The organism is Pseudarthrobacter sp. L19, from assembly GCF_050859435.1.
In the GTDB taxonomy this organism is placed as follows: domain Bacteria; phylum Actinomycetota; class Actinomycetes; order Actinomycetales; family Micrococcaceae; genus Arthrobacter.
In genome coordinates this window covers 528,218-543,359 of record NZ_CP193935.1, presented here as the reverse complement: position 1 = coordinate 543,359, position 15,142 = coordinate 528,218, and the positions used below count along the sequence as shown (strand labels likewise).

General features: G+C 68.8%; 10 protein-coding genes and 1 pseudogene. 7 read left to right on the top strand and 4 right to left on the bottom strand.

The genetic code is table 11. The features are described from left to right. Positions 1-56 precede the first annotated feature (56 nt). On the top strand, positions 57-2,288 hold the full coding sequence (locus ACRQ5B_RS02420) for an McrB family protein (RefSeq protein WP_432396606.1): 2,232 nt from the start codon (positions 57-59) through the stop codon (positions 2,286-2,288). A 135-nt stretch (positions 2,289-2,423) separates the two neighbouring features. Next, positions 2,424-3,619: pseudogene (locus ACRQ5B_RS02415) on the top strand (5-methylcytosine restriction system specificity protein McrC). 15 nt (positions 3,620-3,634) lie between these two features. Here ACRQ5B_RS02415 and ACRQ5B_RS02410 read toward each other — a convergent pair. The 3 genes from ACRQ5B_RS02410 to ACRQ5B_RS02400 all read right to left on the bottom strand — a co-directional run bounded on the left by ACRQ5B_RS02410 (position 3,635) and on the right by ACRQ5B_RS02400 (position 5,146). Beyond that, positions 3,635-3,892: a hypothetical protein gene (locus ACRQ5B_RS02410; protein ID WP_412882286.1), complete on the bottom strand. Its 258-nt coding sequence runs from the start codon at positions 3,890-3,892 to the stop codon at positions 3,635-3,637. 241 nt (positions 3,893-4,133) lie between these two features. Further along, on the bottom strand, positions 4,134-4,637 hold the full coding sequence (locus ACRQ5B_RS02405) for a very short patch repair endonuclease (protein WP_432396602.1): 504 nt from the start codon (positions 4,635-4,637) through the stop codon (positions 4,134-4,136). A gap of 74 nt (positions 4,638-4,711) precedes the next feature. Next, on the bottom strand, positions 4,712-5,146 hold the full coding sequence (locus tag ACRQ5B_RS02400) for a pyridoxamine 5'-phosphate oxidase family protein (RefSeq protein ID WP_432396599.1): 435 nt from the start codon (positions 5,144-5,146) through the stop codon (positions 4,712-4,714). A gap of 134 nt (positions 5,147-5,280) precedes the next feature. On the opposite strand from ACRQ5B_RS02400, the gene ACRQ5B_RS02395 reads away from it, so the two are divergent. The 3 genes from ACRQ5B_RS02395 (at position 5,281) to ACRQ5B_RS02385 (ending at position 8,099) form a co-directional block, all read left to right on the top strand. Beyond that, complete coding sequence (locus tag ACRQ5B_RS02395; RefSeq protein ID WP_432396596.1) at positions 5,281-5,985, top strand: DUF6318 family protein; 705 nt, start codon at positions 5,281-5,283, stop codon at positions 5,983-5,985. Positions 5,986-6,440: 455 nt separating this feature from the next. Then, positions 6,441-6,917: a PKD domain-containing protein gene (locus tag ACRQ5B_RS02390; RefSeq protein WP_432396593.1), complete on the top strand. Its 477-nt coding sequence runs from the start codon at positions 6,441-6,443 to the stop codon at positions 6,915-6,917. 111 nt (positions 6,918-7,028) lie between these two features. Then, positions 7,029-8,099, top strand: a complete 1,071-nt coding sequence (locus ACRQ5B_RS02385) for an alkene reductase (RefSeq protein ID WP_432396590.1) — start codon at positions 7,029-7,031, stop codon at positions 8,097-8,099. Between the two features lie 76 nt (positions 8,100-8,175). Here ACRQ5B_RS02385 and ACRQ5B_RS02380 read toward each other — a convergent pair whose 3' ends face one another. Beyond that, positions 8,176-11,832, bottom strand: a complete 3,657-nt coding sequence (locus ACRQ5B_RS02380; protein WP_432396588.1) for a TM0106 family RecB-like putative nuclease — start codon at positions 11,830-11,832, stop codon at positions 8,176-8,178. 148 nt (positions 11,833-11,980) lie between these two features. Here ACRQ5B_RS02380 and ACRQ5B_RS02375 point away from each other — a divergent pair, with 148 nt between their 5' ends. Next, on the top strand, positions 11,981-12,562 hold the full coding sequence (locus ACRQ5B_RS02375; RefSeq protein WP_432396585.1) for an SOUL family heme-binding protein: 582 nt from the start codon (positions 11,981-11,983) through the stop codon (positions 12,560-12,562). Between the two features lie 14 nt (positions 12,563-12,576). After that, the gene (locus tag ACRQ5B_RS02370; RefSeq protein WP_432396582.1) at positions 12,577-14,964 is read left to right on the top strand and encodes a Tex family protein; all 2,388 of its coding nucleotides are present in this window, start codon (positions 12,577-12,579) and stop codon (positions 14,962-14,964) included. Positions 14,965-15,142: the final 178 nt, after the last annotated feature.

Below are 15,142 nucleotides of genomic sequence, written 5' to 3'. Positions count from 1 at the left end.
GGCGGCGGGCCGCCCCGTGATGCGGGCGTTCAGCTTAAGCCTGTAAATTGGAGGGCATGACCCCCCACAAAAAGCCTGCCATGCACCGCGCCCTCGGTATCTCCAAGGAAATCGAAGACGCGGCGTGGTTTGTGCTCGGCCCGGGTCTGCTCGGCAAGGCCTCTCCGCTGGACGGCCGCACCCGGACGTGGTCCGTGGCCGCCGCCTCGGAGCTGCTGGAGCGGCTGGAACGGGGCATCCCGGATCCCAAGGCACCCATGATGACCAACCTGCGGGAAAACCTTGAGGGAGCCACCCGCGGCGCGAAGCAGCTCGCCGTCGAACTGCTGTTCCTGCAGTCCCTCCCGCTGGCCCACGAGGTCAAGTCCCTCAAGGTCAAGCGCGCCCGCGTGGCCGAGGCCGCGTCCTGGCTCGAGCCTCCCCTGGACCTGCCGGAGGAGCTCTACGCCGGTATGACGGATCACGGCGTTATCCGTGACCGCACCGCCGAGTTCAACTGGACCATCTGGGACCACCTGAAGTGGCTCTGCCGCTTCGTCCGCCACGTCGCGCAGCGTCCCGCCGGCGTCGTGCAGGCCGCCATCAAGGACCCGTTGGCGTTCCACGAGCTGACCATGGGCACCCCCGATGACCAGCCGGCGATCCGCCGCAGCATCGAATTCCTGGTCTGGCCGGCCTACTTCGAACCGATCGTGGCCGACGTCGAACGCCAGGAAATCCGGGACGCGTTCGCCTCCCTCGTCGGCGGCGCCAAGGGCGACTCGGACGAGGAAATCTCGGCCGACATCCACCGCATCCGCCTGCACCTGGACGAGCAGGCCGGACAGCGGATCGACTGGTACTCCCGGCAGCTGGTCAGCCAGTGGCGCAAGGTGGGAGACCCCGGCCGCCGCGCCTGGCTGCTGCGCAGCCACCACGACAATGCCGAGCTGCTCGCCGCGTGGCAGGACGAGGAGGCGGTGACGCTCGACGTCGAGCACCTCCGCCAGCTCGACCCGGGCGTCACCGCGGGACTGGTCCAGCACGCCGTCGACGAGGACTACAAGCACCTGAGCTACGTCGAGCGCGAGGACACCAAGACCGCCGTCTTCGCCTTCCTGACTGTCATGAAGCCCGGCGACCTCACCCTCTACCAGAGCGCCGGCGCGGTGCGCGTGGGCGTGGTGCTGGGCGAACCCGAACAGAACGAGGACAACCGCCGGCTGCGCCGCAAGGTCCGCTGGTTCGACGGCGACCACCAGCTCGCCGAGCTGCCCCGGCACGTGCAGCGGCAGCTGGCCAGCTCCGGCGTCGTCGTGGACGTTACCCGTGTGATCCAGGCGCTCGAGGCGCTGCTCCCGGCCGAGGCGGAGGGTGACACCCTCGACGGCGACGAGCCGGCCGCCGTCGTCGAACCCGTGGTTGAGGGCTTCCGGCCCCTGACCCCGGAGTTCGCCGCCACCCTGCACATGGACCTGGAACCGCTGCAGGAAATCGCCGAAATGCTGGAGGAGAACCGGCAGCTGGTGCTGTACGGCCCGCCCGGCACCGGTAAGACCTACCTGGCCAAGCACCTCGCCGCGGAGCTCGCCGGCGACACCGGCGACGAGCGCGTCAAGCTGGTGCAGTTCCACCCCTCGTACGCTTACGAGGACTTCTTCGAGGGCTACCGCCCGGACAAGACCGACGAGGGCCAGGTGTCCTTCAAGCTGGTGGCCGGGCCGCTGCGCCGGCTGGCCGAGGAAGCCGCGAAGCCGGGCAACGAGAACAAGCCCTACTTCCTGATCATCGACGAGATGAACCGCGCGAACCTGGCCAAGGTGTTCGGCGAGCTGTACTTCCTGCTGGAGTACCGCGACGACCGGATCTACCTGCAGTACAGCCCCACCGAGCCGTTCTCGCTCCCGGACAACCTCTACATCATCGGCACCATGAACACCGCGGACCGCTCCATCGCCATGATGGACGCCGCAATCCGGCGCCGGTTCTCCTTCATCGAGCTGCACCCCAGCACCGAACCCGTGAAGGGGACGCTGCTGCGGTTCTTGCAGGCCCGCGGCCTCGACACGACGCCGGCGCTGCTGCTCGATGAGCTGAACAACGCCATCGACGAGTGGGACCGGGACCTGATGATCGGACCGTCCTACTTCATGAAGAAGGCCGCCCAGACCCCCGCCGGGCTGCGGCGGATCTGGAAGTACGAACTGATGCCGCTGCTCGAGGAGCACTACCACGGTCAGCTGAACCGCGCCCAGCTGCAGGAGCGGTTCGGGCTCGAGCAGTTGATGGGTCGCCTTGCCCGCGTCTAGCGCCCTCCGGGACGGGTACGCGCGGCCGGGCGCCGCGCAGCCGGGCTTCGGGCAGCCCGACGACGCGCGGTCACCGGGCGAGGCGACGGCGGGCACGCGGGCCCCGCCGGGCAGTCGGCCGTCCGGCACATCGCCATGGACGAGCTGTCCCAGGGCGTGGTGGAGCGCCTCGATCCCGGCAGCGCCGCGTACATCAACGACAGCGGCCTGGCCAAGGCGTCGCCGCTGGGCATGGGACTGTTCCGGATCGAACCGGTTGGGAAGGTCGGCTCGGTCCGCACCCCCACGGTCCAGCTGGAGGTCCGGCCCAAGGAGCGCCTCGGCCTGGCGCGGCTGCTGTTCCTGCTCGGCTACACCGAGAACCAGGGCTTCCGCGATGACGCCGTCGCCGCCGTGGAGGACGCCGAACTCTGGAGCGCACTGGCCGAGTCCCTGGCCCAGCTCGCCGACCAGGCGCTGAGCCGCGGCGTCCTGCAGGGGTACCTGAACGTGGACGAATCGCTGCGGACCGTCAAGGGCAGGATCCGGATCTCGGACCAGATTTCCCGGCGGCCCGGCATGCTGGTGCCGCTGGAGGTTTCTTACGACGAATTCACCGAGGACATCCCGGAAAACCGCATCCTGCGCGCGGCGTTGGAGCGGATGTCGCAGGTGCCGGGGGTCCGGGCGGAAGTCTTGAGCCGGCTGCGGCGGTTGAAGGGCAAGCTCGACGCCGTCACCCGGCTGCAGTCCGGGGCGCCGCTGCCGCCGTGGCGGGCCAGCCGGATGAATGTCCGGTACCATCCGGCGCTACGCCTGGCCGAACTCATCCTGCGCAACGCCTCGGCCGAGGCCGGCGACGGCAAGCAGCAGGCGGCGTCGTTCGTCGTCGACATGTCCAAGGTGTTTTCCGACTTCGTGGGCGTCGCCCTGCGCGAGGCGATGGGCGCATTCCCGGGGAGATGCGGCTGCGGTACAACGCCATGCTCAACGAGGCGGTGGACGACGCGGACCGGATCATGGTCCAGCCCGGCGCGGTGCACCTGCTCGGCGGCCGCCCCGTGATGGTGTACGACGCCAAATACCAGGCCGCGTCCGACGTCGGTGCCTCCCTCTCGGGGGACCACTACCGGATGCTGGCCTACTGCACGTCCCTGCGGGTGCCTACCGCCTGGCTGATCTACCCGGGGTCGGGGGAGATCAAGCTGCGCCGGATCCTGAACACGGACATCGACGTGGTGGAGTTCCCGCTTGACCTGTCCCAGCCGCCAGCGCAGATTCTCGCCTCGGTGGCGGACCTGGCCCAGCAGTCGTGGGGCGAAGTGGTGCGTCAGGCAACCATCAGCCGCTAGGCCGGTGGCCTGTGGTTAGGCCGTGCCATCCTGAACGGTGGTGGAAACCGAGAGCAGGTGGTTCAGCAACGCCTTCTCGGGCTGGCCTGGATTGTCCGCCACATGCTGGCGGAGACGTTCCCGGACGAGTGCCTCTTCGGGGTTCTCGTCGGAAAGAATGGCGTCGATGATGTCGGTCACCTGCCGGCGGAGGGGATCGAGCTCCGACGCGGCCTCCGGACTGCGAACCGCGTGCAGCGGGCGGGCCTCGGTGGACAACAATAGGTGTGGCATCGTGCTTCTCCTGAGGAGTGAGTAGTACCCCGACGTACTGACCGATAGAGTCCTAGTTCCCCGAATGCCGAGTTTAGCCCAGGTGCGCGGGACTGTCTCTGGGCAGGGCCCAGATATTTCCGACGCGAGCATACCGGCACAGGTCTCTTACCCCGAAATCGTCAACGGCGCACGACGGCGGGTTGCAGCAAACCGGCACTGGGGCAGTGCCGGCGAAGCCGAGATTACCGGCCGGTAAGGCCTAGGACGCGGAGGCGGCGCGTGAAGGGTTCGACGGCGTGTCGTGCGTCACGTTGGCGTGGTGCTTTGTGTTGCCGGCCGTGTCCGGGCCGAGGAAGGATTCCAGCTCGGCTTCCAACGCTGGGAGATCTTTGATGCGGCACTCCCAGAGGGTGAGGACGTCCCAGCCCAGCTCCTCGAGCCGCTGGCGCTGTTCGGCGTCCCGGGACTTCGTGCGGCTCCGTTTGGTGTCCCAGAATTCGGCGTTGCTCTTGGGCGCGTGCTGGCCCACGCGGCAGTCGTGGAAATGCCAGAAGCAGCCGTTGACGAAGATGACCTTGCGCCGGCCGGCGAACACGAGGTCCGGGTTGCCCGGGAGCTTGCCGCCCCGGGCGGTGCCGTGGAGGCGGTAGCGGTAGCCCTTGGCATGCAGCAGCCTTCGGACCAGGAGTTCGGGCTTAGTGTTCTTGCCCCGGATGCGGGACATGTTCCAGCTGCGCCGCTCCGGGGTCAGACTGTCCGCCATGCGTTAAGTCTAGGCAGGCCTGCCGGCCGCGGCCGGCCCTGCCTCCGGTGGGTGACTCTTCTTGAGGCTCTGCCTTAGATGTCCCGTTCCGGGTGTTCGCCGAACTGGAAGTGGCGTCCGCTAAGGGCGGTGGGGGCGATCTCGACGTAGAAGTCCTTGAGCGTGGGGACCCAGGGCTTGAGCTGAAGGGCCTCCGTGGCGGCGATCTCGGCGGAGTGTTCCAGGGTGCGTGCGGTTCCGCGCACCACCACCGACCAGGCCTCTTCGGAGAGGATGCCGTCCGTTTCGAAGAGGACCTTGGCGTTGATGGTCAGCTCGGCGAGTTTGTTGCCGGGGGCGGTGCGCAGATAGAGCTTTCGGTCCGCGACGGCGTAATTCACCGGGAAGATGTCCGGTTCGCCGCCGACGGTGACCACAAGCCGCCCGTGCTTGGTGCCTTCGATGAGTTTCCAGCATTGATCCTCGGCCAGAGTCAGGATCGGTTGACCTTCAGCGTGTTCGAACATCATGGGCTCATTCTTCTATTCGGCGTAGAAGGACGCCAGAGGCCGAAAGGAACTGTTTGCCTCGAAGTTGAGCGGCCCGAATGATCTGTGGATAACTCTTACCGGGGGTCTGCGGTTCAGTTACCCTTAGGCATTGTTTGGATTTCAGGCGTCATGATTTTCTATTGGGGGATCAGCTGAACATGCCATCTCATAGTCCAATGCCTCGCCGGCTCGGAGCCGCAGCAGTCTTCCTTCTTGCCGCGCTGATCGGAACGACATCCTGTTCGGGCGGACAGTCGCCCCCACCGGCGCCGACGACGGCGGCCCCCGCGGAATCCTCAGCCTCGCCATCGCCGGCAACCACGTCGGCCACGGCTTCTGCCGCACCCGCCTACAAGCCGGCCGATGCCGCCGGCCGCGCCCAGAACGTCCCCGTCCCTGTCCTGCCCGAGGCCGCCAAAGCGGAGACCAAGGAAGGGCTCGAGGCCTTTGCGAAGTACTGGTTCGAGGTGCTCAGCTATGGGTACGAAACCGGAGATGTGAGCCGGTTGGATGCGATCACCTCGAGCGATTGCCAGCTGTGCTCGAATGTTGCCAAGTCCATAAGCACTAATTACCAACCCGATAGGTGGCTCGTCGGAGGAAAAATCGCGACTCCCTCGATCACCGGAAACGCTGGCCCGGATGCGAACGCCTATTATCAGGTTGTCGTGCAGGTTCGGCAGTCTGCTATCGCGTACTACAAAAGTGATGGCTCGGAATTCCGCGCTGCCACCCCGCCCTCCGACACCGGAAATGTGATGCTCGCCGTCTTTAAGGACGCAGCGTGGCGGGTGGCGGGATTGCACCCCATCCGATGAAGCCAAAACGTCGCCTATCCCGGCTGTTCATTGTGCTGGCGCTGGGCTTATCTCTGCTCTTCCGGGCTTCCGGCGCGGCGGTCGCCGACGAAGGGACGGACGCAGGATTCGGAAATCAGGGAGTCAATGTTGGTGGCTGGCGGCTGGACCCTGAAACCGGGCAATTCGCGCCACTGGGATCTGGAGTTCTCGCAAATGACCCCTACCAATACAAATACGAACTCCAATGTCATCTGGGCGGGGGAGAGTTCGACACCGTTTGCCTGAGCGATCTGGTCGACTGTAAATCCGGCCCGGACGGAAAACCCGGAATCCCTGTCGTCTGGCTCAAAGCGCCGGCTGGCGTGCCCAATCCGGTGTGGAGCTTCCACTCGGGGCCAACCTGCCTCTTCGATCCAAAACCGGCGGATCTGCTGCCGCGCATTGCCGCGATGATTCAGACCGAGTTTCAAAAGTTGCCGATCAACCCCGGGCAGGCCACCGCACAACCCAGCCCGCATACGCTCCGCGGAGCCGAAACCAACTTCTTCGCCCAGTCGGCGGCACAGCAATTCGACATCACCATCCTGAACCAGGCCGTCCACGTCACCGCCACCCCCGTCCAGTACACCTGGACGTACGGGGACGGCACCTCGCTGGGACCCACCCCGGCGGCCGGCGGCCCATTGCCGCAGGAACGCTGGGGAGAAAAGACCGCCACCAGCCACGCTTACGCCGAGACCGGTGACTTCGGCGTCGTCCTGACCACCCACTTCCAGGGAACGTACTCCGTCAACGGCGGCCCGCCGCTGCCCATCCCCGGACAGGGGCAGTTCAGCGGCCCCTCGCAGACTGTCAGCGTGTGGCGGTCCATCACCCGGAACTTCGCCGACGACTGCCTCCGCAACCCGCAAGGCCAGGGCTGCCCCGCCGGAGCCCCGCCGTCGCCCTGATCGGCCCGTGACCCCAGCCCGAGTGAAAGTGATTCGAGTCTCAGCCGGAATAGTTGCACGCGCCTCCTTGCTGTTCTACGTGGACATCATCCACAGCGAAAGGAACCGCGCATGCTGTTTTCCACTTTGACCGTTGGCCAAATGGAGCTCCCGAACCGACTCGTCATGGCGCCGCTGACCCGCCTGCGCTCCGGCAAGGAAGGCGTCCCGGGCCCGCTGGTAGCTGAGCACTACCGGCAGCGCGCATCGCTCGGCCTGATCGTCAGCGAAGGCACCTACCCCAGCGAAGCCGGCCGCGGCTTCCCGGGCCAGCCCGGCCTGGTCACCGAGGAACAGCTCAAGGGCTGGGCCGACGTCACCGCCGCCGTCCACGCCGAGGGTGGACGCATCTTCGCCCAAGTCATGCACGCCGGCCGTGTCACCCACGAGGCCACCACCGGCGGCCACGAGGTCGTCGCCCCGAGCGCCATCGCGATCGACGGCGTCACCCGCACCTACGAAGGCAAGCAGTCCTTCCCGGTGCCGCGGGCCCTCGCCACCGACGAACTGTCGTCCATCCGCGACGAATTCGTCCGCGCGTCCCGCAACGCGATCGAGGCCGGGTTCGACGGCGTCGAGCTGCACTCCGCCAACGGCTACCTGCTGCACGAATTCCTCACCCCCGCCGCCAACCAGCGCGATGATAACTACGGCGGTTCCCCCGAGAACCGCGCACGCTTCGTCATTGAGGTGGCCCAGGCCGTCGTCGACGCCGTGGGCGCGGACCGCGTAGGCATCCGCATCTCCCCGGAACACAACGTCCAGGGCGCCACCGAAACCGACGCAGCCGACGTTCGCGAGACCTACGGCATCCTGGTGGACGCCCTCTCGCCGCTCAAGCTTGCCTACCTGAGCGTCCTGCACAAGGACGCTGACAGCGAGCTGGTCAAGGACCTTCGCTCCCGCTTCGACGGCCCGTTCCTGCTGAACACCGGCTTCGGCGTCATCACCACCCGTGACGAGGCCGTTTCGCTGGTCGCCGACGGCCACGCCGACGCCGTCGTCGTGGGCCGCCCGGCCATCGCGAACCCGGACCTGGCCCGCCGCTGGCGTGAAGGACTGCCGGTCAACGAGCCGGACCAGTCCACGTTCTACGCCGAAGGCGCCGAAGGTTACACGGATTACCCGTTCTACCAGAACTAAATCCCGGCGGCCCCGGCTGCAACGGGGCGCCAGCAGGCGGCGGAGAGGAATTCCCTTCCTCTCCGCCGCCTGGCGTCTAAGCCCCGGTGCCGGTTCCGACCGATCGCTGGCACAGGGCAATGAAGCTGCCCAGTTGCTCCAACGATGCCGGCTGCGGCGGCAGGTAGTGGGTCAGCTCCGGCGACCGGACGATGACCGCGCGCCACTGCCCCCGGGAAACGGCCACGTTGATCCGGTTGCGGGATAGCAGGAATTCCATGCCGCGCGGTGCATCGGCCACGGCCGAGCATGCCATCGACACCAGCACCACCGCCGCCTCCTGGCCTTGGAACTTGTCCACCGTGCCCACCCGGACACCGCCCAGACCGGCCCGATTCAGTGCCTCCCGGATGAGGTTGACCTGGGCGTTGTAGGCGGCCACCACCAGGATGTCCGCGGTCCCCAACGGCCGGCTCTCCGCCGGCGTGTGCCACATCAGGCCGAGGTGCAGCCGGACCTGGCGGACGACTTCCGCCGCTTCTTCCGGGGACGAGGTGGTGTTGCCGGCGTGCGGGACCATGACCGTCTCGATTCCGGCCGGGACCCCGTCGAGGTGGCGCTGGTCGGCTGCCGGCGCCGACCGCAGCCGGCCGTCGTAGGCGAGCTCTGAGACGGCCCGGCAGAGCGCCGAGTTCATCCGCCACGAGTCGGCCAGGAAGTAGCCGAGCTCCGGTGGGAGCGTGGCGTGCCCCGCGGAGATCCAGCCGAGCGCCGATTCATCCACCGGCTCCGGGTGCTGGCCCTGGCTGACCTGCGGCAGTTGCTGCGGGTCGCCCAGCAGCAAGAGCCTGCTGCTTGCCTGCGCCACCGCCAGCGTGTTGGCCAGCGAGAACTGCCCGGCCTCGTCGATCACCAGCAGGTCCAGGGCTCCGGCCGGGACGGTGGCGCCGGTGAGGGTCCAGGCGGTGCCGCCGATCAGCGCCCCACCCCGGGAGGCGAGCAGCGCGGACACGCCCTTGGCGCTCCGGGCCTCCCAGGGGAGGGGCTCGGAGTGTTTGACGTCCTTGGCCACGAGGGCGGGGCTGACGCCGGCCGAGGTGGCGGTGCTGAGGAGGTGTTCCACGACGGAGTGGGATTGTCCGACGACGCCGATCTTCCAGCCGCGCTCGACCAGCCGGGCGATGACGCGGGCACCGACGTAGGTCTTTCCCGTCCCGGGCGGGCCCTGCACGGCAAGGTAGGAGCGGTCCAGGCCCAGCACGGCGCCGGTGATGGCGTCGATGAACCGGTCGGGTCCCTCCCCGGGTTGCGGCAGGGGAGAACCTCCCACCAGCCGGGGCGGCAGCCGGCGGACCAGGTCGAGGGCCGGGTGCCGCGGGAGAGTCCCCGACTCCAAACCCGCGGCGATGTCGGCGGCCAACGTTTCCAGCGCCTGCTCCAGGCTCCTGGTAGCGATCGGCTGGTCTTCGGTGAGCGCGATCGGCAGGTCTGCGTATGGCTCGATGTTTCGGTGCAGCCGGTCCCGGATGATGACCGTGTCCTTGCCGTCCTCATCGCCGAGTTCCAGGACTTCGGTGCCGAACCAGCCGTTGCGGCCGGCCCCGCTCTTGCCGGTGCTTTCAAGTCCGGCGGGCAGCGGGTGGCCGTACATCCGGAACCACTTGCTGCCTTCGCGCAGGTCCGATCCCGGGCTGATGGTGCCGGTCAGCTTCACCCGGCGCTCCGGCAATTTCCGGCCTTCCTGCCGCCAGTCATCGAGGATCTCCGCGGACTCGACCAGGAAGACGTTCCGGTCCTCGCCATGGGTGTCCGGTCCCTGTTCGCACCGGTCGAAATGAGCCCACCAGAACGATTTCCGTTCCCTCCGGTGGTAGCTGACGGCGGCGGCCAGCATGGCGACGGCCTTGCGGTCGTCCTCGGCCAAGCCGGAGTCGGGCGCGGCGAAACGGAGGAGCGCGGCTTCGGCCGGCCCCACCGTTTCCGCGGCACCCTTCTCATCTCCGGAGCCGTCGGCAGCTGCCGACCCTGCGGCGTCGCCCTGTCCCACAGCCGAGCCGTCACCAGCCGTCGCCGGCCCGCTCATACCGCCCGCCGCGGGGGAGATGCCGCGTTCTTCCGCCCGCCGCAGCAGCCAGTCCCGCAGTTCCAGGGTCGAGAGGCAGTCGTACTCGTTGTAGTCCGAGATGCCGGCCAGGATCGCCGCCGCCTCCTCGGCCCGGCCGGCGTCGCGCGCCTCGCAGTAGTGGGCGTAGGCCACCACGGAGGCGCCCGCGTCCTTCACGTCCCCGGTGCGGAGGTTGCTGCCCATGTAGAGCGGCTCGAGCCGCTTGATGCTGTAGGAGTTCTCCGAGATCCGGATGCTGTTGCGGACCGTCTGGTACAGGTCCACCAGGAGCCCGTCGCGCAGCCACTGGTCCACGGTGTCTTCGCCGGCGACGTGCTGCACCGAGAGCTTCCGCAGCGCCGTCTTCTCGTACGGCGCGTAGTGGTAGACGTGCATGTCGGGAAACTCGCTGCGGCGCTTCTCGACGTAGTCCAGGAAGTCCAGGAACGCCTGCTTCTCCGCCTCACGGCTGTGGGCCCAGAACGGACGGAAGACCCCCGGCGCGCCGGGCGAGGTGGGCGCCTCGATGACGCCGAAAAGGTATTCCAGTCCCCAGACCCCGGAGGCCGGATCCTGCCAGAGCGGGTCGCCCTCGAAGTCGAAGAAGATGTCCCCGGGGCTGGGCGGCGGCAGTTCCGCCAGCGTGTTCCGACTTAGCACGGCGTAGCGCAGCGTGTGCTCCTCGCCGTCCTTGCGGTACCGGACCTCCCCGTCCGCCGGGCCGCGCCCGCTCTGGATCCGGGCCTGTTCCTGCAGCCGCTGCAGCGTGGGGGAGGCGCCGGTCAGGTTGGCCTCCGCCAGCTCCGCCACCGTGTAGATTCCCAGCGCGTGCAGGTTTTTCCGCTGCACCGCGTTCATTCGCGCCACCAGCAGCAGGTCGTCTGTGGCCGCCACCTGCTCCCGGCAGTAGTCGCAGCGGCCGCAGGCACTGATCCCGTTCGCGCCCCACACAACGGGTCCTGGCTGGGCGGTGTGCGCCCCGGTCAGGGAAAGGAAGCGTTCGCGCCGCTCCCGGAAGACGGGGAGGATGTCCGCCAGTTTGTGGTGGCTCCGGACGTAATCGAAGCCGCCGCCGGGCAACGGCACGGTCGCGCCGAGGACCAGGGTGACGGCCGGGGCCACGTCGATGCCGGCCTTGAGCAGCTGGTCACCGTAGGCGGCCAGCTGCAGCAGGGCGGTCACCTTGGCGTGGCGGGCCAGCTTGGTATCGAACACCGCGTAGGCGCCGTCGTCCTGACGGACCAGAAAGTCGGAGCGGCCGTGGAACTGCCCGTCGAAGAAGGCGGCCTGGAAGACGACGTCGGCGCCGGCCCGCAGCGCCGCGATGGACTCTTCGTGCTTGGCTACCAGGGCGGTGCGGTCCATGCCTTCGGCGGGGACGACGTCGTACACTCCTGCCCCGCGCTCCGCATTCCATGGGCCGAACTCGGCGACGAAGGTGTCAAGGACCCGGTGTTCGTGCACGTCGCCCAGCACGGCCGCGTGCTGGAGCATTTCGTCGGGGCCGAAGTCGGCCTTCGCCGCCCTGCCGAGCTTCTCGTCCAGCTTGCGCAACAGCTGGTACTCGCACTCGGCGGCCACCACCAGGTCGCTCGCGGAGTAGACCAAGTCCGGGGCCGCGCCGGGTACTTCCGGTTCAAGGAAAAACACTGTGTCCCCGCCTCGTTTCTGTCCGCCTGCCTCTTTTGCCAAGCTACCAAAGCCCACTGACAAGAAAGACGTCTGGCCCCGCTCGGGAGGGCGATGCCGCCGCCGGGTCTGGCCGCGCCGCGAGGACCGGCGTAGGGTCGGTACGACCATGACCGAACAGCAGCCCTTTGACCTGGTGCGTCGCTATCCGCACTTCGAACTCCGCCGCTACCCCGCCCACGTCGTGGCCGAGGCGCAGGTCAACGCCCGCTTCGACCGGGCCGGCAACGCGGCTTTCCGCTACCTCTTCAACTACATCAGCGGCGCCAACACCGCCGGGCAGAAGGTAGCCATGACCGCCCCGGTGCTGCAGGCCTCCGGACCCGGCCAGAAGATCGCCATGACCGCGCCTGTGCTGCAGCAGGGCCCGTTGCCGGGAAGCGACGGCCCGGCGGACTTCGCCGTGGCGTTCGTGCTCCCGGCCGGCATGACGGCGGAGACAGCGCCGGTGCCCACCAGCCCCGAAGTGCACATCCGCTCCGTACCCGGGTCCCTTGCCGCCGCCGTGCGCTTCTCCGGCACGGGCACGGAGGACGCGTTCCGGCGCCGCCTCGAGGGCCTGCACGCGGCGCTGGCCCTGGCCGGCCTGACCCCCGTGGGGCCGCCGCGGTTCGCCCGGTTCGACCCGCCGTTCAAGCCCTGGTTTCTGCGCCACAACGAGGTGGTCCAGGACGTGCGCGAGCCCGGATAGGGCAAAATGGCTGGGTGAACTCCAGCTCCCAGCACCGCCCAGCCACCGCCATCGAGACCCTGATTGCCGAGGAACTGGGCGTCAAAGCCTGGCAGGTCGCGGCGGCGGTGGCCCTGCTCGACGGCGGCTCCACGGTGCCCTTCATCGCCCGCTACCGCAAGGAAGCCACGGGGACCCTCGATGACACGCAGCTGCGCACCCTTGAGGAGCGCCTGCGCTACCTGCGCGAACTCGAGGACCGCCGCCGGACCATCCTCGAGGCGATCGCCGCGCAGGGCGCGCTCACCCCGGAACTGGAGGCCGCCGTCGACGGCGCCGAGACCAAATCCCGGCTCGAAGACATCTACCTGCCCTTCAAATCCAAGCGCCGCACCAAGGCCCAGGCGGCCCGCGAGGCCGGGCTGGAGCCGCTCGCGGACACGCTTCTCAAGCACCCGGACCGCGACCCGGAGCGGGAAGCAGCCCGCTACCTCAACCCCGAGCACGCCGTGGGGGACGCCGCCGCCGCACTCGCCGGCGCCCGGTCCATCCTGGTCGAACGGGTCGCGCAGGACGCTGACCTGGCCGAGACGCTGCGCGAGCGGCTCTGGACCCAGGGCCGGATGGTCTCCCGCGTGAAGAAGGGCAAGGAGGCGGAGGGACAGAAATTCAAGGACTACTTCGAGTTCGCCCAGGCGCCGGCCGGGATGCCCTCACACCGGGTCCTCGCGCTGCTGCGCGGCGAGAAGGACGGGGTGCTCGAGCTGGACCTGAGCGAGGCGGCGCCGGACGACGACGCCGCCCTGGCCGCCGCCCGCGCCCGGTACGAGGCCGCCGTGGCCAGGTTCCTCGGCGTCGCCGACCGCGGCCGGCCCGCCGACGCGTGGCTCCTGCAGACCGCCCAGCAGGCCTGGCGCTCCCGCGTCCTGACCCGGCTGAGCGGTGACCTGCGCAGCCGGATGTTCGCCGCCGCGGAGGACGAGGCCGTGCGGGTCTTCGCCGCCAACCTCCGCGACGTGCTGCTCGCCGCCCCGGCCGGAAACAAGGCCACCCTTGGCCTGGACCCGGGACTGCGGACCGGCGTGAAGGTCGCCGTCGTGGACGGCACCGGCAAGGTCGTCGCCACGGACACGGTCTACCCGCACGCACCGGCCCGGAAATGGGACGACGCGCTCCGCACCCTCACCGCCCTGGCCCGCAAACACGAGGTAAAACTGGTCGCGATCGGCAACGGCACCGCCTCCCGCGAGACGGACAAGCTCGCGGCCGAACTGATCAAGCAGCTCGGGGCCGGGGGTACCGCCCCGCAGAAGCTCGTCGTCTCCGAGGCCGGAGCGTCGGTCTACTCCGCCTCGGCGCTCGCCGCCGCGGAGCTGCCCGGCATGGATGTCTCCCTGCGCGGTGCCGTCTCGATCGCCCGGCGGCTGCAGGACCCCCTCGCGGAGCTGGTCAAGATCGAACCCAAGTCGATCGGCGTCGGTCAATACCAGCACGACGTGACGGCCTCGAAGCTGGACCGCAGCCTGGACGCCGTCGTCGAAGACTGCGTGAACGCCGTCGGCGTGGACGTCAACACCGCATCCCCGGCCCTGCTGAGCCGGGTGGCCGGCGTCGGGCCGCTGCTGAGCGAGAACATCGTGGCGTACCGGAACGAGCACGGCCCCTTCGCCAAGCGCAGCGAGCTGAAGAAGGTACCGCGGCTCGGTGCCAAGGCCTTCGAACAGTGCGCCGGCTTCCTCCGGATCAGCGGGGGAGCGGAGCCGCTGGACGCCTCCAGCGTGCACCCGGAGTCTTACCCGCTGGCGCGCCGGATCAAGGCCGCCGCCGGTGCGGGCAGCGTCGCGGCGCTGAACCCGCAGGACTTCGTGGACGGCAGCTTCGGACTGCCCACGGTGCGGGACATCATCGCCGAACTGGAGAAGCCGGGCCGTGACCCGCGGCCCGAGTTCGCCGCGGCGAGCTTCCGCGAGGGCGTGGAGAAGATCTCGGACCTGGTGCCGGGCATGGTGTTGGAGGGGACTGTCACCAACGTGGCGGCGTTCGGCGCGTTCGTCGACGTCGGAGTGCACCAGGACGGGCTGGTCCACGTCTCCGCGCTGGCCAACCGGTTCGTCGCCGACCCGCACGAGGTGGTCAAGTCCGGCCAGGTGGTCCGGGTCAAGGTGCTCGAGGCCGACCCCGACCGCAAGCGCATCTCCCTGACGTTGCGGCTCGACGACGAACCCGGGCAGGGCGGGTCGGGCGGCGGCGCGCAGCGCCCGTCCGGCGGCCAGGGCGGCGGCGACCGGCGGGGTGCGTCCGACGGCGACCGCCGGAGCCCGCGCGGGCCACGGCCGGCGTCGGCAGCCAAGGCGCCTGCCGCCCCGGCGCCGGGGAACACCGCGATGGCCGAAGCCCTGCGCCGGGCCGGCCTCGGGAAGTAGTCGCGGCCTTACCGTTCGTCGCTTAATTGCTACCGCTCGTCGTGAATCCGCACATCATTAGTCCGGAACCTCGACGCCGCCGTGTGATCTGCACCATGATTGCCGAAGGCAACGGCCAAGTGAGGCCTTTCGCCTCTGTGCCCCGGGGAGGCGCAGATCAAACTGCGGGGACGGCGTC

What these genes read in the sequence shown, in the direction of transcription:
- ACRQ5B_RS02385 (WP_432396590.1), top strand. Translation starts at nt 7,029, where the DNA reads ATGCTGTTTTCCACTTTGACCGTTGGCCAAATGGAGCTCCCGAACCGA.
- ACRQ5B_RS02375 (WP_432396585.1), top strand. Translation starts at nt 11,981, where the DNA reads ATGACCGAACAGCAGCCCTTTGACCTGGTGCGTCGCTATCCGCACTTC.
- ACRQ5B_RS02410 (WP_412882286.1), bottom strand. Translation starts at nt 3,892, where the DNA reads ATGCCACACCTATTGTTGTCCACCGAGGCCCGCCCGCTGCACGCGGTT.
- ACRQ5B_RS02400 (WP_432396599.1), bottom strand. Translation starts at nt 5,146, where the DNA reads ATGATGTTCGAACACGCTGAAGGTCAACCGATCCTGACTCTGGCCGAG.
- ACRQ5B_RS02420 (WP_432396606.1), top strand. Translation starts at nt 57, where the DNA reads ATGACCCCCCACAAAAAGCCTGCCATGCACCGCGCCCTCGGTATCTCC.
- ACRQ5B_RS02405 (WP_432396602.1), bottom strand. Translation starts at nt 4,637, where the DNA reads ATGGCGGACAGTCTGACCCCGGAGCGGCGCAGCTGGAACATGTCCCGC.